Here is a 22250-nt window from a genome sequence, read left to right on the forward strand (position 1 = left end):
GGAGCCACCGTGGAACTCGCCTGGTACGCCCTGCTCGGCCTCTTCTTCGCCACCTACCTGGTGCTCGGCGGCTACGACTACGGCTTCGGCCTGCTGCTGGCCCGGCGCGCCGGAGCGGGCACCGGTCGGGCCGCGCTCACCGCGGTCGGGCCGTTCTTCCTCGGCAACGAGGTCTGGCTGGTGGCCACCGTCGGCATCCTGTTCGGCGCGTTCCCCACGCTGGAGGGTGAGCTGCTCGCCGGCTTCTACCCGGTGGTGCTCGGCGCGCTGGCCGGGGTGGTGCTGGTCACCGCCGGTGTGCAGTTGCGCGGCCGGGCCGGCGGCGAGGCGACCCGGGCCGGCTGGGACCGGATCGTGGTGGTCGGCGGCGTCCTGGCCGCGCTGGGCTGGGGCGCGCTGCTCGGCGGGCTGCTCCAGGGCGTGCCGCTGACCGCCGACGGGCACGTGGCCGGCGTCGACCATGTGGTGACCCCGTTCGTGGCCGCCACCGGCCTGACGCTGCTCGGGCTGGTCGCGGTGCACGGTGCGACGTTCCTCACGCTCCGGCTGCCGCCCGCCGATGCCCCGGCCCTCGCCCGGCTGGCCCGCGGCCTGGTGCCCGCCGCGCTCACCGCGGTCGCCGCGACCACCATCCTGGGCCTGCTCTCCGACCGGGTACGCGCCGCCGTGGCGCGACCGGCGCTCGCCGTACTCCTGCCGTTGGCGCTGGTGGGGGCGCTGCTGGTGGCCCGCGCGGCGCTGCGCCGGGGCCGGGCCGGGGTGGCGTTCGCGGCGACCGCGACGGCGCTGGCGCTGCCGGCGCCGCTGGTCGGGGCCGCGCTCTGGCCCCGGATCCTGGTGGCCACCGGTGACCCGGCGGCCTCGCTGACGGTCGCCGAGGCCGCCGCCAGCCGCCCGACGCTGGCGCTGCTGGGCTGGCTCGTGCTGCCGCTCCTGCCGGCCCTACTAGGCTTTCAGGCGATGTGCTGGTGGGTGTTCCGAGGACGGATCGACGGCAGGGCACCGGTGTACTGGTGAACCGCCGCCCGTTCGATCCGCGTCTGCTGCGCCGGGTCCCCGCGGCCCGGCGCGACCTCGCCGTGCTCGCGGCGCTGGGCGGCCTGACCGCGCTGCTGGTGGTCGCCCAGGCCACCGCGCTGGCCACGCTGCTGGCCACCGCGATCGACGGGCGGCTGCACCGGCCGGCGCTCGCCGGTTTCCTGGCCGCGGTCGCGGCCCGGGCGCTGGTGAGCTGGGCGCAGGGCACGGTGGCGGCGCGGGCCGCCGCGACGGTCAAGGCGGCGCTCCGGGCCGACCTGCTCCGCGCGGTCGGCCGGCACGGTCCCACCTGGGTCGCCGGACGGCGGGCCGGGCAGCTCGCCACGCTCGCCGGGCGCGGGCTGGACGCGCTCGACCCCTACTTCACCGGGTACCTCCCCCAGCTCGTGCTCAGCGTGACCGTGCCGGCGGCGGTGCTGGCCCGCATCGTGTTCGCCGACTGGAGTTCGGCGCTGATCATCGCGCTCACCATCCCGCTCATCCCGATCTTCGGCGCGCTGCTCGGCTGGCAGGCGCAGGCCGCCACCGAACGGCAGTGGCGGCGACTGTCGCTGCTCGGCGGCCACTTCCTCGACATGGTCGCCGGGCTGCCCACGCTGCGCGCGTTCGGCCGGGCCCGGGCCCAGGTCGACGTGGTGCGCCGGATGGCCGACGGCCACCGCGAGGCCACCATGCGGACGCTGCGGATCGCGTTCCTCTCCGCGTTGGTGCTGGAGCTGGTCGCCACGCTCTCCGTCGCGCTGGTCGCGGTGCCGGTCGGCATCCGGCTGCTCGGCGGCGGGATCACGCTCTCCACCGCGCTGCTGGTGCTGCTGCTCACCCCGGAGGCGTACCTGCCGCTGCGGGCCGCCGGCAGCCGGTTCCACGCCAGCATGGAGGGGCTCGCCGCGCTGGACGAGGCGTTCACGCTGTCCGCGACCGACGCGCCGACCGCCCCGGCCGCCGCCGGGGACGCGGCGCCGGACGGCCGCGGCGAGATCCGCTTCGAGGGCGTGACCGTCGCGTACGACCGGACGACCGCGCTGCGCGACGTCACGCTGACCATCCGGCCCGGCGACCGGGTGGCGATCATCGGTCCCAGCGGCGCGGGCAAGAGCACGCTGCTCAACCTGCTGCTCGGCTTCGTCGCGCCGACCGCCGGCCGGGTCACCGTCGACGGGACCGACCTGGCCGGGGCCGACCCGGACGCCTGGCGCCGCGAGGTGGCCTGGGTGCCGCAGCGGGCGCACCTGTTCGCCGGTTCCCTGGCCGACAACATCCGCCTCGGGGCGCCGGACACCCCGGACGACGCGCTGGCCGCCGCCGTCACCGACGCCGCGCTGGACGAGGTGGTCAGCGCGCTTCCCGACGGGCTCGGCACCCGGCTCGGCGAGCGCGGCCACGGCCTGTCCAGCGGGCAGCGGCAGCGCGTCGCGCTGGCCCGCGCGTTCCTGCGGGACGCCCCGCTGGTGCTGCTCGACGAGCCGACCGCCCGGCTGGACAGCGCCAGTGAGGCGGTGGTGCTGGACGCCACCCGCCGGCTGGTCGCCGGGCGGACCGCGCTGCTCGTCGCGCACCGGCCCGCGCTGCTGGCCGACGCCGACCGGGTCCTGCGCGTCGAGGACGGCCGGGTCACCGAACTGCGCCCCACGACCACCGGCCCGGCGGTGGCCCGATGACCCCGCCCGCCCGCCCGGCACCCGCCAGCCGCGTCGGCAGGACGGTGACCGCCCGCGCGACGGTGACCAGCCGCGCCCGCGCGACGGTGACCGGGCGCGACGCCCGCACGGCGGTGGCCCGGTGACCGCCGGCGACGGCGTCACGCCGGTGGGCCGGGTGCCCGCCGGGCCGACCGGGGTCCCGGTGGAGCCGTCCGGCGCGCCGGAACCGCCGGCGCCGGCCCGTCGTGACGCCGAGCGGGTCGTGCTGCGCCTGGCCCGGCCGTACCTGGGCCGGCTGCTGGGTGCCGGGCTGCTCGCCGCGGCCACCGAGTTCGCCGGGTTGGCCCTGATGGCCACCGCCACCTGGCTGCTGATGAGCGCCGCCGGCCGGCCGCCGCTGGACCGGCTCACCGTGGCCATCGTCGCGGTCCGGGCGCTCGCGGTCGGCCGGGGCGTGTTCCGCTACACCGAACGGCTCGCCGGCCACGACGCCGTGCTCCGCATGATCACCGACGTCCGGGCCCGGGTCTTCGCCACGCTCGCGGCCCGGCGCGACGCCGCCGACCGGCGCACCGGGGACGCGCTCAGCCGGCTGGTCTCCGACGTCGAGGCGGCCCAGGACCTGCTCCTGCGGGTGCTGGTGCCGGGTGCGGCGGCGGCGCTGGTCAGCCTGCTCGCCGTCGGTGGCGCCGCGCTGATCTCACCGCCGGCCGCCGGCGTGCTCGCGGTCGGCCTGCTGGTGGCCGGGGTGGCGCTGCCCGCGCTGGCCACCCGGCTCACCCGTCGGGCCGCCGACGAGGTGGCCCCGCTGCGGGGCGCGCTCGCGGTGGACGCGGTCGACCTCACCCACGGCGCCGCCGACCTGGCCGCGTTCGGGGCGGCCGACGCCGCGCTGGCCGCCGCGAACGGGCGGGCCGACCGGCTGGCCCGGCTGGAACGCCGGCTCGCCGCGGTCGGCTTCGCGGTGGACGCGACGGGCGTGCTGGTGGGTGGCCTCACCGCCGCCGCCGTGGTGCTCGTGGCGCTGCGCGCCGACCTGCGCGGAGTGCTGGTCGGCGTGCTCGCGGTGGGCACGCTGGCCGCCGTCGAGGTGGCGCTCGCCCTGGTCGCCGCCGCCCGGCAACGGACCCAGCTCCGGGCCGGCCTGGCCCGGGTCGCCGACCTGCTCACCGAACCCGCGGCGCCGGCCCCGTCCGGCGTCCCGGGGCCGGTGCCGGTGCCGGACGGCCACGACGTGCGCTTCGAGGGCGTGACGGTCCGCTACCGGGCCGGTGCCGCGCCCGCGCTGGCCGGGTTCGACCTCGACCTGCCGGCCGGCCGCCGGGTGGCCGTGGTCGGCCCGAGCGGGGCCGGCAAGAGCACGCTGGCCGCGGTGCTCACCGGCGCGGTCCACCCCGACGCCGGCCGGGTCACCGTCGGCGGCATACCGGTGGCGGAGCACCCGGCCGGTCAGCTCCCCCGGGTCGTCGGCGGCCTGCTCGCCGAGGCGTACGTCTTCCACGCCACGGTGCGGGAGAACCTGCTGCTGGGCCGCCCGGACGCCGGCGACGCGGACCTGGCCGGGGCCACCCGGGCGGCCGGGCTGCTGGACTGGGTACGCGACCAGCCCGAGGGCTGGGACACCGTGGTCGGCGAGCAGGGCGGGCAGCTCTCCGGCGGGCAGCGGCAACGGTTGGCGTTGGCCCGGGCGCTGCTGGCCGCCCCGCCGGTGCTGGTGCTGGACGAGCCGACCGAGGGTCTCGACCCGGCGGCGGCGGACGCGGTGCTCGCCGCCACCCTGGCCGCCACTCCGGCCGGGCACTCGGTGCTGCTGATCAGCCACCGGCTCAGCGGCCTGGCCGGGCTGGACGAGATCGTGGTGCTGGAGGACGGCGGCGTGGTGCAGCGCGGCCGGCACGAGGAGTTGGTGGCACGCCCCGGCTGGTACCGCGACCAGTGGCTGCGCCAGGCGGCGGCCGAGCGCGGATATCTGGCGCTCGCCCCCTGAGCCCGCAATGGGGGAATTCCCGGACGCGCCGGCGTTCCCCGGGTGGCAGGCTGGTGACCATGTGGGAGCTACCGGTCGAGGGCCGGCTGCGTGAGCTGTCCGGGCGGCTGCACGGGCCGACCCGGCTCAAGGCCGACCTGCTGACCGAGGCGCGGCACGCGCTGGAGGACGCCGTCGAGGCGTACCGGGAGGGCGGTCTGTCGCGGGCGGAGGCGGAGCGGCGTGCGGTGGCCGAGTTCGGCACCGTCGGCCAGCTCGCGCCGGGCTTCCAGGCCGAGCTGGCCGCCGGCGCGCTGCGCGGGCTGGCGCTGCGCACGCTCGCGGTCGCCGCGGTGCTGATCGCCGCCGGGGACCTCACCTGGCACGGGTCGAGCTGGAGCGCCGGCCCGCGACCGCCGACGGGCTACCTGCTGCTCGCCTCGTCGATACACGGCATCTGGGGGACGATCGCCGGGCTGGCGCTGGCCGGGCTGGCGCTCGGCGCGCTCGCCGCCCGGCGGGACTCGCCGGGGCTCGTCCGGTCGACCCGCGCGGTCGGCTTCGGGCTGACCGGTGGGCTGCTGGTCGGCGCGCTCGCCGGCGGTGCCCTGTTCGGCTGGTCGGTGCGGCTGTGGGACGCGGCGCTGACCTGGCCACCGATGATCATCGGGGCGGTGGTGGCGTCGGCGGCCTGGTTCTCGCTGGCCCGGTCGGCCCGCTGGTGGCTGCTCAGCGCGCGCGGCCCACGGTTCGCCCGTCGGTGAGGCGGCTCAGGCCGGTGTCGCGGGCGGGCGGTGCCGGCCGGCGTCGCGGGCGGCTCAGGCGGGCGTCGCGGGAGGCGGCTCAGGCGGGCGTCGCGGGAGGCGGCTCAGGCGGGCGTCGCGGGCGGCTCGGCCGGGCCGAGGAAGCGGCCCACGGTGGCGCTGAACTCGCGCCAGCCGGCCCGTTCCCCGGCCAGCGCCCGGCTGCCGGCGTCGGTGAGCTGGTAGGTGCGCCGTTCCCGGCCGTTGACGGTGCTCCAGGTGCTGGCCACCAGGCCGGCCCGTTCCAGCCGGCGCAACGCCGGATAGATGGTGCCGGTGGGCAGGTCGAGCGTGCCGCCGCTGCGGGCCCGCAACGCCTCGATGATCGCGTAGCCGTGCTGCGCGCCCTGTTCCAGCACGGCCAGCAGCAGTGCGTCCAGGTGTCCGTGCAGCGCCTGCGCCCTCATGCGTAGAAAGCCTACTTGTCGGGCGTTCGGGACGCCACCGGGGTGCGGCTCCCGGTCGGAACCGGTTGCCCACTAGGGTATGTGCGCAGAGTCACTCGGCGGCGCGACGCCGCCGGGTGGGCACCCAGACGCACACGGAGGTCAGCGTGGCCCGCCAGTCGCCCCAACGGCCCGACGCCGACGAGCCCGAGCTCGACGACACCGACACCTCGGCCGCAGCAGACGAGGTCGAGGTCGACCGCCCGGCGGCGGACCGCGCACTCTGGGACGAGGTGCGGATCGACCCGGTGGAGATCGCCCTGCCCGCCGGCACCGGCTTCACGCTGCGGGCCTACCGGCCGGCGCGCGAGCTGACCCCGACCGACGTCGCCGAGCGCGACCAGGACGACCCCTTCCTGGCCCGCCGCCAGGTCGTCGAGGCCGAGGAGGACGAGGAGGTGGTGATCCTCGACGAGGAGTTCGCCGCCCTCTCCGCCGAGGAGGACGACGAGGACGAGAAGTCCGACGGGAAGCGCCGCCGCGGCAAGGCCGACGCGGACGCCGACGGCGCCGACGACGAGGCGGTCCCCGGCGACGACGAGGCCGGCGCCGACGACGAGGCGGACGAGGACGACGACGCCGCGGGCGACGAGGAGGTGCCGGTCTTCCTCACCCACAAGGGGCGGCTGCTGCTCTTCAAGACGCCGGAGTCGCTCGTCACCTTCATCCGTTCCGGTGCGCCCAACGACCTCTCTCAACTGGACAGCTGGAATGAACTGTCCGAACGGCTCGACCCGGCCGACGTGGCCCCGCTGGACGAGGACACCTACGAGCTCGACCTGGTGGTGGAGAACCTGCGCGGCGGGCACGACGCGTGGGATCCGGCGCTGCTGATCGAGGCCGGCGAGGTCGCCCGTGACCTGGCGTACGCCCTGCGGCTACCGGCCGTTCTGGACATGCTCTCCGCCGGCTCCAGCCTGGACGATCTGGACGAGGCGCTGCGTGCTTCCGCCAACGGCGGGATCGGTGGTTTCCTGGGTCGTCGCCGGCTGAAGAAAATCGGGGCACAAACCGCAAGTTTGGGTTGGCGCACCATTGTCGGCAAGATCTCTGCCGTCGTGGACTGGCGCGACTGACCCGGAGCGGGGAGCATCAGTCTCTGGCAGAGCAAGACCTGTGTCCCGGGAGGAGGACGACGCTGTGGCGCTCGTACGCGTGTACTGCGGTCTGGCCTCGGCAGATCCGGCCGACCGAACGGCTTCGGCCGGAACGACGCTGACGTCCGCTGTGGTCGACGACGCAGGCCGTCTGCTGCACGTCTGTGAGATCGGTGACGAGCCCGCCGGCTACGCCCGGCTGGTCACGCTGCTGGTGGAGCGGTCCGGTGGGCCGAGCGGCGTGGCCATCGCCGCGGACAGCGACGACCACACCGTCACCTCGCTGCTCAGCGCCGCCGGCCGGCCGTTGGCGATCGCTGACGACGACTCGGTCGACGACTTCGCCGAGCGGTTCGCCGACGACGACTCGCTGGAGGAGATGCAGTCCCCGCCGGCCGAGCGCCGGGCGGTCGGGCTGGCCCGGGCGCTCCAGGCCGGCGCGCTCTCCGCGGTGACGCTCCCGGCACCCCGTGACCTGGCCGGCTACAAGCAGGTCCTCTCCGCCCACGCGGCACTGGCCAGCGGGCGACACTCGGCCGCGGTGACGCTGCGCGAGGTGCTCCGCGAGCTCTACCCGGCCGCGCTGCGCGCGTACCCCGACCCCGCCGAGCCGGTCGCGCTGGCGGTCCTCGACGCGCTGCCCGAGCCGAGCATGCTGACCGGCACCTCGGCGCGGGGCCGTGACCTCGGCGCCGCCGCCGACGCGGTCGCCGCGCAACTGGCCGCCGACGGCCTGGCCGACGCCGACACCGTCACCGAGGCGGTGACCGCGCTCCGGGTCGCCATCTCCGAGACGCCCCGCCGGGCCACCGTCAACCGGGCGCTCACCGCCGCCGTCGCCGAGACGGTCCGGCAGGCCGTCGCCTCCGTCCGCGCCTGCGACGCCGGCTGCGACGCGCTGGTCGGCGCGTTGGCCGAGCGCGCCACGCCGATCCCGGCCACCGGTCGCCGGGCCGCCGCCCGCCGCGGCGAGCAGGTCGACGAACTCGCCGTGACGCAGCCCGCAGGGCTGCGCCCGGTCCGCCCGGCGCAGCCCGAGCCGCTCGCCGAGCAGGCCGGCCGGCGCAGCCGCCCCGAGCCGGACCTCGACGCCACCGAGCCGGCGGGTCGCCGTAGCCGCCCCGAGCCGGTCCCCGGTGGCCGGCGCAGCCGCCCGGAACCGGTCTCCGGCCCGACCAACCCGACCGTGCCCCGCCCGCTCGGCCCGCCGCCGGTGGCGCCCGCCCCGGTCGCCCCGCCGCCGGTCGCCCCCGCCCCGGTCACTCCCGTCGCCCCGGCCGCGTCGCTGGGCCGCCCGACGTCCGCGCCGCCGAGCCGTCCCGAGCCCACCGGCGCGCCCCTGCCGTCGCGGGTGGACGGGCCGACCAACCGGCCGGTCTCCGCGCCGCCCCCGCCGCCGCCCGGGATCACGCCGATCCCCCCGTCCTCGCGTGGCTCGGTGCCCCCGGCCGAGGCCGGCGAGCCGTTCCGGCCGACGCTGACCACCGCTGCGATCAACAAGGCTCGGGCCGAGCGGCAGCGCACCGTCATCCCGCCGCGCCCCAAGACCACCGCCCCGGAGCCGCCGACCGGTGGGTTCAGCGCCACCGACCTGAGCATTCCGGTGCCGTCCCCGCGTCCGCCGGCGCCGTCGCCCGCCCCGCCGGGTTCCCGCGCCAACTGGCCGCTCGTCAACAACGGCGACGACCAGGCCGACCGGGAGCGGGAGGCCCCCGCCTACCCGTACGGGCGGAGCGTGGACGCGCCGAGCGACCCGGGACGCGTCACCCCGCCGTGGCTCGCCGACGACCTGCCGCCGGAGCCGCCCATGCTGCGGCTGGTGGAGCCACCGCCGCTGGCCGACCGGGCGCTGCGCGGCGAGTCGGAGCGGCCGGCCGACCCGGGGTTGGACACGCCGCCGCTGCGGCTGGTGGACCGGGGCAACGCCGGTCGACCGGCGCCCCGCGCCGAGCTGCCCGCCCCGCTGGAGCGGCGTCCCGCGCCGAAGGAGCACCGGCCGCCACCGGTCTCCGACGAGGGTGACGGCGACCTGCTGATCTTCGCGCAGGCCAAGTCCGCCTGGTTCGTCGGGCATGGCGACGAGGCCGACCTGGAGTGGACGTCCACCGCCGACACCGGCTGGCAGGCCGCCGAGCAGGCGGCCCGCCCGTCGATCGGCGCGGAGACCAAGGCCGGCCTGCCCAAGCGGGTCCCCCAGGCCAACCTGGTGCCGGGTTCCCCGCTGCGCGAGGAGCGTCCACTACGGATCGTCCGGAACGCGGCCAGCCTCGCCGAGAACACCACCGGCTACTTCCGGGGGTGGCGGCGCGGCCAGGAGATCGGCGGCTTCGCGGTCGGCGGTCGCCCCGGCCGGGAGGCGGCCGGCGGCTGGGACTTCAGCCGGGACACCGGCGACCGCGACGACGAGCGGGAGTACGAGTTCCGTTCCGCGGGCTACCGGTCCTGAGCCGAGCCGCCGACGGCGTGTTCCTACCCACACCCGGATGATTTGACGTCGGGTCCGGCCGGCCGGGAACATACCCGGCGGACCAGCGGCGGCGCCTGTTCGCCGGGGTGGGAAGGCAACTCCATTGGCGACACCGGCATTCGACTCCACCGTGCTCACCCGTCGGGGCGTCCTCGCGGTCACGGCCGGCAGCCTGCTGCTCGCCGGTTGCGGGCCGCAGGGGCAACGGCCGGACGAGGGCGGAAGCAGCAGCGCGCCCGGTGACCAGAACCTGGTCGTCGGCGTCAGCCTGGAGCTGAGCGGTCGCGGCGCGGCGCTCGGCGTGGTGCAGCGCCGGGCGCTGGAGATCACCGCGGAGTCGCTGAACCGGTCCGGAATCCCGGTCGGGAACCTGCTCCGGTCGGTCCGGTTGGAGATCCGGGACAACGGCAGCGACCCGCAGGTCGCCGCCCGGCACGCCGCCGACCTGACCCGCGCCGGGGCGCACGCGCTGATCGGCGGCGTCCTCGGTGAGACCGCGACGGCGCTCGCGACGGCCGCCCAGCAGCTCAAGACGCCGTTCCTGGCGCTCGGCCAGGGGGACCGCATCGTGCTGCCGCTCGCCGAGCGCACGTTCAGCTTCAAGCTCACCCCGGACGGCATCGACGTGGCCCGGCGGATGGTGGACCTGCTCGAATCGCAGCGGGTCCGGCGGGTGGCCCTGCTGGCCGCGGACGGTCCGCACGGCGACTCGGGCGTACGGGCGGTGCGGGAGGCGCTCGGCAACAGCGGCGTGGAACTGGCGCGCACGCTGCGGCTGCCGGAGACCGGGCGGAGCTTCCGGGCGGTCGCCGAGCGCGCCACCGCCGGCGACCCGGACGCCGTCATCATCTGGGGCACCGCGCCCGATTCCGGTGACGCGGCCCGGGAACTGCGTCGGGCCGGTCACCGCGGCGCGATCTTCTTCGACGCCGGCGCGGTGGTGGACGACACGCTGCGCGGGGCCAACGCGAAGGCGGTCGAGGGGGCGTACGCCGTGCACCCGGCCTGCCTGGGCGGTTCCGCGTTGACCGCCACCAGCGGCGCCCAGGTGGCCCGGCGCGACTTCGACTACCGCTACACCCAGCGGCACGGCACCTCGGTCGGCTTCGCCCCGTACGCCGCGGACGCGCTCCAGCTCCTCGCGGCGGCGGCCCGGAAGGCGACCAGCCTCGACCGGGGCCGGCTGCGGGCGTTCCTCCAGACCCAGATGACCGAGGGCATCGCCGGCGGGTACGCGTTCAGCGCGGACCGGCACGGCGGCATGGAGGTCGACTCGCTCGGCGTCTACCGGGTGTCCCAGGGCAGCTGGACCCGGTACGCCTGACCGTCGTCCGGTGGCCGTCGGGGGACGGCCCGGTCACCGGACGACCGCGCACCGCGTTCGACCCCGGACGGCAGGAAGCGCCCGGTGGCCCAGGGCCATCGGGCGCTTCCGCGTATCGCCTCAGGCGGGCGCGACGGCCCGGGAGCGCCGCATGGTGAGCACGTACTCGACAAGCGAGATCAGCACGTGCTTCGTCGACTCCCGGTTACGGGCGTCGCAGGGCACCACCGGCACGTCCCGGGAGATCGCCAGCGCGTCCCGTACGTCCTGCGGGTCGTGGTACTGCATGCCGTCGAAGCAGTTGATGGCCACCAGGTACGGCAGCCGCCGGTGCTCGAAGAAGTCGATGGCGGCGAAGCAGTCGGCGAGCCGACGGGTGTCGACCATCACCACCGCGCCGATCGCCCCCCGGACCAACTCGTCCCACATGAACCAGAACCGCGTCTGACCCGGCGTACCGAAGAGGTACAGGATCAGGTCACGGTCGATCGAGATACGACCGAAGTCCATCGCCACCGTGGTCGTCGTCTTGCCCGGCACCTGCCGGGTGTCGTCGACGCCCACGCCGGCGGAGGTCATGATCGCCTCCGTGGTCAGCGGCGTGATCTCCGAGACCGAGCCGACCAGCGTCGTCTTGCCGACGCCGAAACCACCGGCGATAACGATCTTCGCCGACGTCACGCGCCCGCTCGGGGCCGGCGGCCGGTGCGACATGTCAGAGCCTGCGAAGTCCACTCAGCACCCTCTCCAGCAATTCAGTGCCCACCGCGTCGTCGGAGTCGTCCAGAATGGTCGGCTCGTGGACTGCGACCAGGCCATCCGTCGCCATGTCGGCGATGAGCACCCGGGCCACGCCGAGCGGAAGCTGCATCCGCGCCGCGATCTCGGCAAGCGACTGCACGCGTCCGTCACACAACGCGGCTATGTACTGGTGTTCACGGCCTTGGCCCCCGTTGCCGGTGGCCATCGCTCGGCCGCGCACCGTCGTCTCGACGAGTGCCTCCAGGGCGATGTCGAGCCGGGGACGGGTACGACCACGGGTTACGGCGTACGGCCGGACCAACGCTCCGGTCGGCTCGTCACGATCCGCCATGTCGCCGCTCACCTCCCTCGCACCCGGCACCGGCTCGCCCCGGTGGCATCCGTCGCTTTCCTTGTTCTTTCCGCTCCTGACCCACCGGCCAGCGCGTCATTCAGCCCATCATCCCCACAGCCGTACGCGGCTGTGGGGTCAGGGCGTCGCCCACCCGGTCGACGAGCAGGGCCATCTCGTACCCGACCTGGCCCACATCGCAGCTGCGCGCGGCGAGCACCGCGAACGACGAGCCGTCGGAGATGGACATCAGGAACAGGAAGCCGTTGTCCATCTCGACCACTGTCTGCAGCACCGCCCCGCCCTCGAAGCATCGCGCCGCGCCCTGGGTCAGGCTGACCAGGCCGGAGGCGATCGCCGCGAGCTGGTCGGCGCGGTCCCGCGGGAGGTCACGGGACGAGGCGAGAAGCAGGCCGTCGGCCGAGACCGCGACCGCGTGCGCCACGCCGGGCACCCGGTCGGCGAAGTTGGCGAGCAGCCATCCGAGATCCTGCGTACTAGTCATCCTTGTTGCTCCTTCTGCCCGCTCCCGGCCACCGGGCCTGAGCCAGACTGCGAGGACTGCTGCCGTCCCGGAGTGCCCTCCGGGCCGGTCGTGTTGCTGTCGGTCGGGTGGTTACGCCCCCGCTGCACGCCCCGATGGTAGGCCGAGAGGAGACCTCGGACGGCCTCCGGCGTCCGCCGCTGGGCCGCCGGCGCCGGCTTGTCGATGCTGCCCGGCACGAGCTGCGCCATCGGCGTCCGCTTGGGCAGACCCTTCCGGGTGGTTTCCGCCACCGGCACCTCGGTGGCCGCCGAGGCGGCACGCCAGCCGTCGTCGGCCGCGGTCTGCCAGGGCGACGACGGCTGCGGCGCCGCCGGCTGCCGGCTGGGCAACCCACCGGCGTACGCGGGACGGCCGTTGCCGTTCGCCGGCCGGTCGTCACGGGGCGCTCCGCCGGCTGTCGGGGTCGGTGCCATCGGTGTGTTACCTGTCGTTGCGGATGTCGGCTGCGGCACCGGCCGCCCGGCGGTGTCCACCTTGGCGAACTGCTGGGTCGTGGCGACGTTCGCCGGCGCGGCCTGGGCCGGCGCCTCGTCGTTCGGCCCCGGCCGGCGGGTGCGGAACCACGCGGACTCCAGCTCCCGGAAGATCGGCAGCTCCATCGTCTCGTCCGCGTACCGCTGACGGTTGCCGGCCTGCTGCGGCTGCGGCGTGGCCGGCCGCGGCGCGGGCCCCGACGGCTGGGCGACCGGCTGCTGGACGGCCGGCTGCTGAGCGGCGGCCGACGGCGTCTCCGACCGCGGCACCCGCGGCAGCTCGGTGGTCATGTCGAGCCCGGCGGAGAGCCGTTCCGGCACCGCGGGAGCCGGTGCGGGCGTGGCCGGGGCGACCGGCGGCCAGACCGGCGGCGCGCCCACGTGCGGCGCGGGCGCCGGACGCGCCGGCAACTGGTCGGCCGGCGACGCGGGCACCGGGTTTCCGCCGACCGGCTGGCCGGAGACCGGCACGGCCGACACCGGCCGGGTCGGGAGCGGGTGGCCGGAGACCGGCGTCGCCGACACCGGACGCCCGGGGTACGGGTCACCCGACACCGGACGGCCCGAGTACGGGTCACCGGAGACCGGACGCCCCGAGTACGGGTCACCGGAGACCGGGTGGCCGGAGACCGGCGCGGCCGAGACCGGACGGCCCGGGAAGGGGTGGCCCGAGACCGGGGCGCCGGAGACCGGCGGCAGCGGCGGGGCGGACACCGGCGGGACCGGCGGGGCGGACACCGGCGGCGGCGAGTACGGCCGCGCCTCGGGGCTGCTGGGCAACTGCCGTGGGATCACCGGCTGCTGGCCGCTGGTGGCCGGGTCGCCCTCACCCGGGGTGCGACGCTGGGGCAGCGGGTCGATCGGCTGGCCGTTGGACGACCGGGGCGGGTAACCGTCGCCGGCGCTCGCGTTGGCGCCGGTCAGGTCGGACCACGCCGGCATGGCACGGCCGCCGTTGGCCGGCGTGCCGGCGCCGTTGCGGTGCGCCGGGTCGAAGGACCGCCCACCGAGCGTGACCTGGTTGCCGGAGGTGCCGGGGTGCGGCGCGGGCGGCGGGGTGTGCGGGCCGTTGCCGAGCGCGGCCAGCGCGCCGAAGGCCGGCGCCGGACCACCCGACTGCCCGAAGGCCGGCGTCGGGCCGCCCGGCTGACCGAACTGGCCGAAGGCGGGCGCCGGGCCGGGCTGCTGCGGACCGGCGGCGGGCAGGGCGGCTGCCGGCCCGCCCCGGCCGGCGAGGGCGCGCGGCACCAGGACGGTGGTGGGCAGCGTGACGTCGGCGACGGTGCCCCGGTCGCTGGCGGGCCGCAGCTCGACCTTGACGCCGTGCCGGGCGGCGAGCCGGGCCACCACGACCAGGCCCATCATCCGGGAGACGGCCACGTCCACCTGCGGGGGCGTGGCCAGCCGCTCGTTCAGGTCGTGGAGCTGCTCGGCGCTGATGCCGATGCCTCGGTCCTCGACGTAGAGGGAGGCGCGGTCGCCGACCCGGCGGGCCTCCACCATCACGTGCGAGTCCGGCGGCGAGAACGCGGTGGCGTTGTCGAACAGCTCGGCGACCAGGTGCACCAGGTCGTTGACCGCGTGCGCGGCGACCTCGATGTCCCGGTCGATCACGCCGAACTCGATGCGGGTGTAGTGCTCGACCTCGGACTGGGCGGCGCGGAGCACGTCGATCAGGGCAGCCGGCTCGCGCTGCACACGGGTGGAGTCCGCGCCGGCGAGCACCAGCAGGTTCTCGTCGTTGCGGCGCATCCGGGTGGCCAGGTGGTCGAGCTGGAACAGCTCGGCCAGCCGGTCCGGGTCCTCCTCGCCGCGCTCCAGCCGGTCGAGGTGACCGATCAGCCGGTCGACCAGGATCTGCGAGCGGCGGGCCAGGTTGACGAACATGGTCGCGACGGACGCGCGCAGGGCGGCCTGCTCGGCCGCGGTCCGGACCGCCTCCAGGTGGACCGCGTTGAACGCCTCGGTCACCTGGCCGAACTCGTCCTTGCTGCGGACCGGCAGCGGCTCGGCGATCTGGTTGGCCAGCTGCACCGGGGAGAGCTGGCCGGTCACCTGCGGGTCGCGCAGCCGGGCCACCGCCTGCGGCAGGCCGTACTGGGCCACCGAGAGGGCGCCCTGACGCAGGTCGCGCAGCGAGCGGGCCATCGAGCGGGCGACCAGGTAGGCGAAGAGGATGGCCAGCAGCAGCATGGTGAGCAGCAGGCCGGTCTCCAGGAACACCTGGCGCTGGGTGTCCGAGCGCAGCTCGTCGGCCTGCTCGACCACGTTGCTGTCGAGGCGGGACTCGACGGTCCGGAGCAGCTTGGCGTTGCCGACCATGGCCTGGTCCCACTGGTCCGGCCCGAACGGCGCGTTCTTCATCGAGCCGCTGTTGTTCGCCGACATGAAGCCGGTGAGATTGTCCGCCTTGCGTAGGTCGGGACCCTCGACGGTCTGGTCGAAGAACTCGGAGTCGGCCGGGGTGGCGACGGAGCGGAAGGTGGCGAGCGCCTGGGCCTGGGCGGTGCCGCTGGCGATGAACTGCTCGCGCAGCGCGGGACTGTACTGCCCCTGGGTGAGCGCCTGGTGCACGACCACCCGGCGCTGGGCCAGGTATTCCTTCTGCCGGGCCACCGCGCCGGCGGCGCGCATCCGGTCGCTGAGGTCGTTGTCACCGGCGAGCTGGGTGCCCGAGTCGCGGATCGACAGCAGGTCGTTGATCAGGCGCTCGTACGCCTTCTCCGCCTCGTCGATCTTGAGCTTGCCGTTCAGCACCTGGCTACGGGTCGCGGGCAGGTCCTTGAGCTGGTCGTCGATCTCGTTCAGCCGGACCTGGAAGTTGCGGGGCAGGTCGTCGATCTCACCGCGCTGCCGCAGGTAGGGGCCCTTGGCCTGGTCCACCCGCTGGTTGGCCCGGTTGTAGGCCTCCTGGTACTGCGCCCGGGTCTGGACTTCCTTCGCACCGAGGAAGAGCACCGAGCCGACCCGCTCGTCCTGCATCGTGTCGGCCAGTTCACCCGAGTAGCCGATCAGGCTGGCCAGGTCGCCGGCCCGGTTGGCACTGTTGAGCGTCTCCAGGTGGTCGACCAGACCGCTGGTGCCCACCACGACCGTGGCGATGGTCGGCACGATCATGATCAGACCGAGCTTGGACCAGATCGGCATGTCGCGCAGCCGGCTCGCCGGCCGGCGCAGGCGCGACAGGAAGGAGCCCGCCGTCGTTGGCCGTTTGCTCACGTCACCGCCCTCGCAAAACCGCGTCCGGCGTCACCTGCGGGCAACGCCGAGCGTCCGACCCGGCGGGTCGGACCTCCGAGATTCCATCACGCCGCCCCGCAAAGAGAAAGCCCAGGTTGTCCCTCACCGGAGGTGTGATGAGATGTTGATGCAATTTGATAGCAATCCGTCTGTCCGGAGTCACTGAAGGTAATGGATCACCCGCACCGCGTCGTCCTCCTCGCCGGGCCCTCCGGCTCTGGAAAGTCGTATATAGCGCATCGAACCGGACTTCCCGTGCTCTGTCTGGACGACTTCTACAAGGACGGCGATGACCCTACGTGTCCGCGCCGGAACGGACAGGTCGACTGGGAGTCCCCGCTGTCCTGGGATGCGGACACGGCGGTGGAAACAATTGCCCGATTGGCCCGGGAGGGCAAGGCCGAAGTGCCGGTTTATGCGATCGGCGCGGACCGGCGGGTGGCCACCCGGCCATTCGACGTCGACGGATCGCCATTCTTCGTGGCCGAAGGGATCTTCGCCGCCGAGATCGTCGCCGAGTGCCGGCGCCGGGGCCTGCTCGCCGGTGCGTACGCGCTGCGCCGCCCGCGGGGCGCGACCTTCCTCCGCCGGCTCGCCCGTGACCTGGCCGAACAGCGCAAGGCACCGCGGGTGCTGGTCCGGCGCGGGATCGCGTTGCTGCGCGCCGAGCCGGCCGTGCTGCGCCGGCAGACCGGGCTGGGCGCCGAGGCCGCCCGGGCCCGGGAGGTGCTGCGCGGGGTGGCCGCCCTGCTCGCCGGCCACCCGCGCCGGCCGTGATCAGCCGATCAGCTCGGCGTACGCCGGCTTGATCACCTCGTCGATGATCCGCAGCCGTTCGTCGAACGGGATGAAGGCGCTCTTCATCGCGTTGATGGTGAACCACTGGAGTTCCTTCCAGCCGTAGCCGAAGGCCTCCACCAGCAGCGCCATCTCCCGGGACATCGAGGTGCCGCTCATCAGCCGGTTGTCGGTGTTCACCGTCACCCGGAAACGCAGGTCGCGCAGCAGCCCGATCGGGTGGTCGGCGATCGACGCCGCCGCCCCGGTCTGCACGTTCGACGACGGGCACAGCTCCAGCGGGATGCGCTTGTCCCGCACGTACGCGGCCAGCCGGCCCAGCACCGCCGGGTTGCCCGGGGTGATGTCGTCGACGATGCGGACGCCGTGGCCGAGCCGGTCCGCGCCGCACCACTGGATCGCCTGCCAGATCGACGGCAGCCCGAACGCCTCACCGGCGTGGATGGTGAAGTGGAAGTTCTCCCGCTGGAGGTACTCGAACGCGTCCAGGTGCCGGGTGGGCGGGAAACCGGCCTCCGCGCCGGCGATGTCGAAGCCGACCACGCCGGTGTCCCGGTGACGCACCGCCAGCTCGGCGATCTCCTGCGAGCGGGCGGCGTGCCGCATCGCGGTCAGCAGCGTGCCGACCCGGATCGGGGTGCCCGCCTCGCCGGCCAGCGCGCTGCCCTCCCGGAAGCCGGTGACCACCGCGTCGACCACCTCGTCCAGCGTGAGGTTCCGCTCCAGGTGCTGCTCGGGCGCGAACCGGACCTCGGCGTAGACCACGCCGTCGGCGGCCAGGTCGAGCGCGCACTCCCGGGCGACCCGACGCAACGCGGACGCGGTCTGCATCACGGCCACGGTGTGCGCGAACGTCTCCAGGTAGCGCTCCAGCGAGCCGGAGTTCGCCGACTCGGCGAACCAGCGGCCCAGCGCGTCCGGGTCGGTGGTGGGCAGTTCGTGGTCGGCCTCGGCGGCCAGCTCCACGATCGTCGCGGGCCGCAGGCCGCCGTCGAGGTGATCGTGCAGCAGCGCCTTCGGGGCCTTGATGATGTCCTCGTACGAGATTGCGACCATGCTCAGACCCTAGTCACCGACGGTGCCGGCCCGGCACCGGACCGGCTCAGGGACGCCAGCCGTACACCCGCTCCACCGCCAGGCGCAGCACCAGCCGGCCGTCGGCCACCATCGCGGCCCGGTAGTCGGCCCAGTCCGGGTGCTCGCCACGGATGCCCCGGTAGACCTCGACCAGCTCCTCGACCGTCGCGTCGTCGGTCGCGGCGGCCGGCGGGGTGAGCGTCACCGTGCCCTCGGCCACCGCGTACGCCCCGCCGTCGGCGGTGGTCACGTGGAAGCTGGCCCGCGGGTCCCGGCGCAGGTTGCGCACCTTGGCCCGGTCACCCGTGGTGGAGCAGCGGAGGAGCCCCGGCTCGGCCAGGTAGTCGAGGTTGGACAGCTGCGGGCGGCCGTCCCGGCGCAGCGTGACAAGCACTCCGCGCCCGTGCCCGCCGAACAGCTCCCACAACCGCGCGCCTGTTGACATGGCACCAATCTAGAGCCGCCACCCGGCCGCCGGAATAGGATCTTCGGCGTGGCCGGTCCCGCTCTGCTCCCGTCGGTGCTGACCCGGCTGCGCTGCCCGGTCTGCGGCGAGCCGCTGGCCGACGCCACCGCCGGCACCACCCGCGTGTTGCGCTGCCCACGCGGGCACAGCTTCGACACCGCCCGCCAGGGGTACGTCAACCTGCTCGCCGGCCGCGCCCCGCACAGCGGGGACAGCGCCGGGATGGTCGCCGCCCGGGCTGACTTCCTCGCCGCCGGCCACTACGACACCGTCGCCGCCGCGCTGGCCGCCGCCGCGACGCGGGTCGCCCCCGACGACCCGTACCCCCTGGTGGTGGAGCCCGGCGCGGGGACCGGGCACTACCTCGCGGCGGTGCTGGCGGCGCTGCCGGACGCCGCCGGCCTGGCGCTGGACGTCGCCAAGCCGGCGCTGCGCCGCGCGGCCCGGGCGCATCCGCGCGCCGCCGCCGCGCTGGCCGACACCTGGCAGCGGCTGCCGCTCGCCGACCGGTCCGTGACCGTGCTGCTGAACGTGTTCGCGCCGCGCAACGGCCCGGAGTTCCACCGGGTGCTCGACCCGGCCGGCGCGCTGCTGGTGGTCACCCCGGCCGCCGACCACCTCGCCGAGCTGGTCGACGCGCTCGACCTGCTGCGGGTGGACCCGGCCAAGGCCGACCGGGTCGCCGGCAGCCTGGGCGCGCACTTCGTCGAGGAGTCCGCCGACGAGCACCGGGCCCGGCTGGCGCTGACCCGCGCCGAGGTCACCACGCTCGTCGGGATGGGTCCCAGCGCCTGGCACGCCGACCCGGAACGGCTCGCCGCGCGGATCGCCGCGCTGCCCGAGCCGGTGCCGGTCACGCTCGCCGTCCGGCTCGGCACGCACCGCCCCCGCTGAGCCGGCTCAGGTGGAGAGGTCGACCTCTTCCCAACCGGGGGGCTCGTCGTGGTACGGCCCACGCAGCACGACCGCCCACTCCAGCGCCCACCGGCGCTGGCCGATCGCGTTCGCGTCCACCAGCCCCGGCAACGCGCCACCGGCCTGCTCGGTCTCCAGGTACGCCCAGTCCAGGCAGTAGTGCAGATCGAGCAGGGCGGCGGCGTCGGCGGGGTGCTGCGGGGCGGCCAGGATCCGGGCCCGCCACTGCGCGAACGTCTCGCCGGTGACCAGGTTCGGCATCCGCTCGACCAGCCGCTCGTCCACCGGCACGGTCGGGTCGAGCTGCTTGCTCAGGCCGAGCACCCAGGCCAGCGAGAAGAGCGCGTCGTGGTGCAGCACGAACGACCGGTGGTCGCCCCGCCCACCCATCACGAACTGCCACTCCGGTGGCGTCAGCATCTCCACCAGGTGCGACTCCAGCAGCCAACTCATCGCGGCCTGCGGGGGCATCCCGAAGCAGCGGGCCAGGATCAGGTGCAGCACCGCGATGCGCGCCTCGATCTCCGGGGTGGGCCGCAACTCGATCTCGTCGCCCGGCTCCCAGACCAGCGGGAACTGCGGCGGGGGCAGTGGAAGACCCAGCCGGGACAGCTCGTCGAGGCTCGCCTCACGGACGGCCCGGGGGTCGGGAGCGGATACGCGCAACGCCTCAGTCCCTGTCTGCTCGCCCCGGCTCGTCGCCGGTCGGTCCCCCTGGCCTGGGAGGATAGCGGCTCCGACCGGGCCGGCACCATGGCGGCCGGTCACCCGATGCGCTCGATGACCAGTGGCGTCGTGGTCGGGGCCGCCGGCGCCACCCGGAACGCCCCGCGCGCCTGCGCCAGCGCGGCCGGGATCCGCTCGGCGTGCTCGGCGCGCAGCTCGAACAGCGGGTCGCCGACGCGTACCGGATCACCGGGACGCTTGTGCAGCACCACACCGGCCGGGACGCTGACCGGGTCCTCCTTGCGGGCCCGGCCGGCGCCGAGCCGCCAGGCGGCCACCCCGATCGCGTACGCGTCCACCTCCGCGACCCAGCCGTCCTCGTCCGCGGTGACCAGCTCGACCTCGTTGGCGGTCGGCATCGGGGCGTCCGGGTCGCCGCCCTGCGCCCGGATCATGGCCCGCCACGCGTCCATGGCCCGCCCGTCGCGCAGCGCGGCGGCCGGGTCGGCGTCCGGCAGGCCGGCCGCGTCGAGCATCTCCCGGGCCAGCGCCAGCGTCAGCTCCACCACGTCGGCCGGGCCACCGCCGGCCAGCACCTCCACCGACTCGGTCACCTCGACCGCGTTGCCGACGGCCAGGCCGAGCGGGGTGGACATGTCGGTGAGCAGGGCGACCGTGCGCACCCCGTGCGCGCCGCCCAGCTCCACCATGGTGCGGGCCAGCTCGCGGGCGTCGTCGGCGTTCTTCATGAAGGCGCCGGAACCGACCTTGACGTCGAGCACCAGCGCGCCCGTGCCCTCGGCGATCTTCTTGCTCATGATCGAGCTGGCGATCAGCGGGATCGCCTCGACCGTGCCGGTGACGTCGCGCAGCGCGTACAGCTTGCGGTCGGCCGGGGCGAGCCCGTCCCCGGCCGCGCAGATGACCGCGCCCACGTCGCGGAGCTGGGCGATGAACTCGTCGTTGCTCAGCGCCGCCCGCCAGCCCGGGATCGACTCCAGCTTGTCGAGCGTGCCGCCGGTGTGGCCGAGGCCCCGGCCGGAGAGCTGCGGCACCGCCGCGCCGCACGCCGCGACCAGCGGGGTCAGCGGCAAGGTGATCTTGTCACCGACGCCGCCGGTGGAGTGCTTGTCCACGGTGGGTCGGGCCACCGGCGACAGGTCCAGCCGCTCGCCGCTGGCGATCATGGCGGCGGTCCACCGGGCGATCTCCGGGCCGGTCATGCCGCGCAGCAGGATCGCCATCGCCAGCGCCGACATCTGCTCGTCGGCCACCAACCCCTTGGTGTACGCGTCCACCACCCAGTCGATCTGCCCGTCGCTCAGCACGCCTCCGTCCCGCTTCGCCCGGATGACGTCCACCGCCGTAAAAGCACTCACCTTTGAGTTCCCATCAATAGATCAACACTCGGATCCGCAGCGAACGCTGACCGGCCCGGCCCAGGCCCCCAGCTCAACCCCACCGAACCGGAATCTCCAGCGGAGGCTCACCCTCGCCGGCCCAGAAGATCGCGCCGGACGCGTCCACCACGACCACGCGCGGCGTCCGCGCCGCCCCCCACTCGATCGCCCCGGCCGGATCGTCCCAGGTCGGGCCCTCCTCCAGGACACCGGTCTCGGCGCCCTCGGTGTCCCCGGCGGACCGCTCCCAGTACGCCGTCCAGACCTGCTGCCCGGCCGAGAGGTCCGGGTGCACGAACACCGTGCCGCGCCCCCGCCAGGCGGCCAGCCGGTCCGGCACCACCGGCACCGGATGTTCGCCGGTCACCGCCTCGATGTCCGACACGTCGAACGCGTGCGGCAGCAGCTCGGCCATCCGCAGCGGGCCGCCCTTCGCCTCGATCAGGCACTCCGGCCCGCCCTGCTCCCAGAGCAGCTGCCGACACCGGCCGCACGGCATGAGCGGCTCGCCGGTCGCGTCGACGCAGGACAGCGCCACGATCCGGCCGCCGCCGGTGGCGTGCAGCGAGGAGACCACGCCGCACTCGGCGCAGAGCACCACGCCGTACGCGGCGTTCTCCACGTTGCAGCCGACCACCACCCGGCCGTCGTCGACCAGGGCGGCGGCCCCGACCGGGAACTTCGAGTACGGCACGTAGGCGTGCCGCATCACCTCGGTGGCGGCGGCCCGCAGCCGCTCCCAGTCGATGTCCATCACGACTCCCATTCTGCCCAATTCACGCCGATCGGTCGTG

Annotated in this window: 20 protein-coding genes; 10 read left to right on the forward strand and 10 right to left on the reverse strand. The window is 75.3% G+C overall.

The window, feature by feature from the left end:
* The first annotated feature begins 9 nt into the window (after positions 1-9).
* From AB0B02_RS00740 to AB0B02_RS00760, 5 genes are read left to right on the forward strand one after another with little or no spacing between them, the layout of a single operon-like run.
* Entirely contained in the window at positions 10-1017 is a 1008-nt protein-coding gene (locus AB0B02_RS00740) for a cytochrome d ubiquinol oxidase subunit II (RefSeq protein ID WP_357292252.1), read from the forward strand.
* Positions 1014-2696 carry a thiol reductant ABC exporter subunit CydD gene (cydD, locus tag AB0B02_RS00745; RefSeq protein ID WP_281942942.1) on the forward strand — a complete coding sequence of 561 codons (1683 nt, stop codon included), beginning with the start codon at positions 1014-1016 and terminating at the stop codon, positions 2694-2696. The genes AB0B02_RS00740 and cydD overlap by 4 nt, the downstream gene beginning before the upstream one ends.
* Positions 2693-2821, forward strand: a complete 129-nt coding sequence (locus AB0B02_RS00750; RefSeq protein WP_357292279.1) for a hypothetical protein — start codon at positions 2693-2695, stop codon at positions 2819-2821. The genes cydD and AB0B02_RS00750 overlap by 4 nt, the downstream gene beginning before the upstream one ends.
* A gap of 59 nt (positions 2822-2880) precedes the next feature.
* Positions 2881-4665 (forward strand): thiol reductant ABC exporter subunit CydC, encoded by a 1785-nt coding sequence (gene cydC, locus AB0B02_RS00755; RefSeq protein WP_357295711.1) that lies wholly within the window; start codon positions 2881-2883, stop codon positions 4663-4665.
* A 59-nt stretch (positions 4666-4724) separates the two neighbouring features.
* On the forward strand, positions 4725-5408 hold the full coding sequence (locus AB0B02_RS00760) for a permease prefix domain 1-containing protein (RefSeq protein WP_281942946.1): 684 nt from the start codon (positions 4725-4727) through the stop codon (positions 5406-5408).
* A gap of 104 nt (positions 5409-5512) precedes the next feature.
* Here AB0B02_RS00760 and AB0B02_RS00765 read toward each other — a convergent pair whose 3' ends face one another.
* Positions 5513-5854 carry a helix-turn-helix transcriptional regulator gene (locus AB0B02_RS00765; RefSeq protein WP_281942948.1) on the reverse strand — a complete coding sequence of 114 codons (342 nt, stop codon included), beginning with the start codon at positions 5852-5854 and terminating at the stop codon, positions 5513-5515.
* 116 nt (positions 5855-5970) lie between these two features.
* On the opposite strand from AB0B02_RS00765, the gene AB0B02_RS00770 reads away from it, so the two are divergent.
* From AB0B02_RS00770 to AB0B02_RS00780, 3 genes are all read left to right on the forward strand, one after another.
* On the forward strand, positions 5971-6969 hold the full coding sequence (locus AB0B02_RS00770) for a DNA primase (RefSeq protein WP_357292295.1): 999 nt from the start codon (positions 5971-5973) through the stop codon (positions 6967-6969).
* A gap of 40 nt (positions 6970-7009) precedes the next feature.
* A complete protein-coding gene (locus tag AB0B02_RS00775) occupies positions 7010-9436 on the forward strand; it encodes a transposase (protein ID WP_281942952.1) in 2427 nt (808 codons plus the stop codon).
* Positions 9437-9560: 124 nt separating this feature from the next.
* Positions 9561-10781, forward strand: a complete 1221-nt coding sequence (locus AB0B02_RS00780) for an ABC transporter substrate-binding protein (protein WP_357292303.1) — start codon at positions 9561-9563, stop codon at positions 10779-10781.
* A gap of 120 nt (positions 10782-10901) precedes the next feature.
* On the opposite strand, the gene AB0B02_RS00785 is transcribed toward AB0B02_RS00780, so the two are convergent.
* The 4 genes from AB0B02_RS00785 to AB0B02_RS00800 all read right to left on the reverse strand — a co-directional run bounded on the left by AB0B02_RS00785 (position 10902) and on the right by AB0B02_RS00800 (position 16113).
* Positions 10902-11495, reverse strand: a complete 594-nt coding sequence (locus AB0B02_RS00785; protein WP_107157178.1) for an ATP/GTP-binding protein — start codon at positions 11493-11495, stop codon at positions 10902-10904.
* Position 11496: 1 nt separating this feature from the next.
* Positions 11497-11874: a DUF742 domain-containing protein gene (locus AB0B02_RS00790; RefSeq protein WP_107157253.1), complete on the reverse strand. Its 378-nt coding sequence runs from the start codon at positions 11872-11874 to the stop codon at positions 11497-11499.
* 100 nt (positions 11875-11974) lie between these two features.
* Positions 11975-12379 (reverse strand): roadblock/LC7 domain-containing protein, encoded by a 405-nt coding sequence (locus tag AB0B02_RS00795; protein WP_013731521.1) that lies wholly within the window; start codon positions 12377-12379, stop codon positions 11975-11977.
* Positions 12376-16113, reverse strand: a complete 3738-nt coding sequence (locus AB0B02_RS00800) for a nitrate- and nitrite sensing domain-containing protein (protein WP_357292334.1) — start codon at positions 16111-16113, stop codon at positions 12376-12378. The genes AB0B02_RS00795 and AB0B02_RS00800 overlap by 4 nt, the downstream gene beginning before the upstream one ends.
* Before the next feature lie 501 nt (positions 16114-16614).
* Here AB0B02_RS00800 and AB0B02_RS00805 point away from each other — a divergent pair.
* Positions 16615-16911, forward strand: coding sequence for a hypothetical protein (locus tag AB0B02_RS00805; RefSeq protein WP_281942959.1), 297 nt, complete (start codon positions 16615-16617; stop codon positions 16909-16911).
* Here the strand turns inward: AB0B02_RS00805 and AB0B02_RS00810 are convergent, their stop codons facing one another.
* Both AB0B02_RS00810 and AB0B02_RS00815 read right to left on the reverse strand, forming a co-directional pair.
* Positions 16912-17988: an adenosine deaminase gene (locus tag AB0B02_RS00810; RefSeq protein WP_281942960.1), complete on the reverse strand. Its 1077-nt coding sequence runs from the start codon at positions 17986-17988 to the stop codon at positions 16912-16914. It lies immediately after the preceding gene.
* A 46-nt stretch (positions 17989-18034) separates the two neighbouring features.
* The gene (locus AB0B02_RS00815; protein ID WP_281942962.1) at positions 18035-18454 is read right to left on the reverse strand and encodes a PPOX class F420-dependent oxidoreductase; all 420 of its coding nucleotides are present in this window, start codon (positions 18452-18454) and stop codon (positions 18035-18037) included.
* A 63-nt stretch (positions 18455-18517) separates the two neighbouring features.
* Between AB0B02_RS00815 and AB0B02_RS00820 the strand changes: the two genes are divergently transcribed.
* Positions 18518-19369: a putative RNA methyltransferase gene (locus tag AB0B02_RS00820; RefSeq protein WP_357295730.1), complete on the forward strand. Its 852-nt coding sequence runs from the start codon at positions 18518-18520 to the stop codon at positions 19367-19369.
* Between the two features lie 6 nt (positions 19370-19375).
* Here AB0B02_RS00820 and AB0B02_RS00825 read toward each other — a convergent pair whose 3' ends face one another.
* The 3 genes from AB0B02_RS00825 to AB0B02_RS00835 all read right to left on the reverse strand — a co-directional run bounded on the left by AB0B02_RS00825 (position 19376) and on the right by AB0B02_RS00835 (position 22210).
* Entirely contained in the window at positions 19376-20056 is a 681-nt protein-coding gene (locus AB0B02_RS00825) for a DUF4272 domain-containing protein (RefSeq protein ID WP_107157173.1), read from the reverse strand.
* Between the two features lie 98 nt (positions 20057-20154).
* Positions 20155-21435, reverse strand: a complete 1281-nt coding sequence (locus AB0B02_RS00830) for a thymidine phosphorylase (protein ID WP_357292350.1) — start codon at positions 21433-21435, stop codon at positions 20155-20157.
* 73 nt (positions 21436-21508) lie between these two features.
* On the reverse strand, positions 21509-22210 hold the full coding sequence (locus AB0B02_RS00835; protein ID WP_357292356.1) for a cytidine deaminase: 702 nt from the start codon (positions 22208-22210) through the stop codon (positions 21509-21511).
* Between the last annotated feature and the right edge of the window lie 40 nt (positions 22211-22250).

Source organism: Micromonospora sp. NPDC049240, assembly GCF_040647835.1.
GTDB lineage: Bacteria > Actinomycetota > Actinomycetes > Mycobacteriales > Micromonosporaceae > Micromonospora.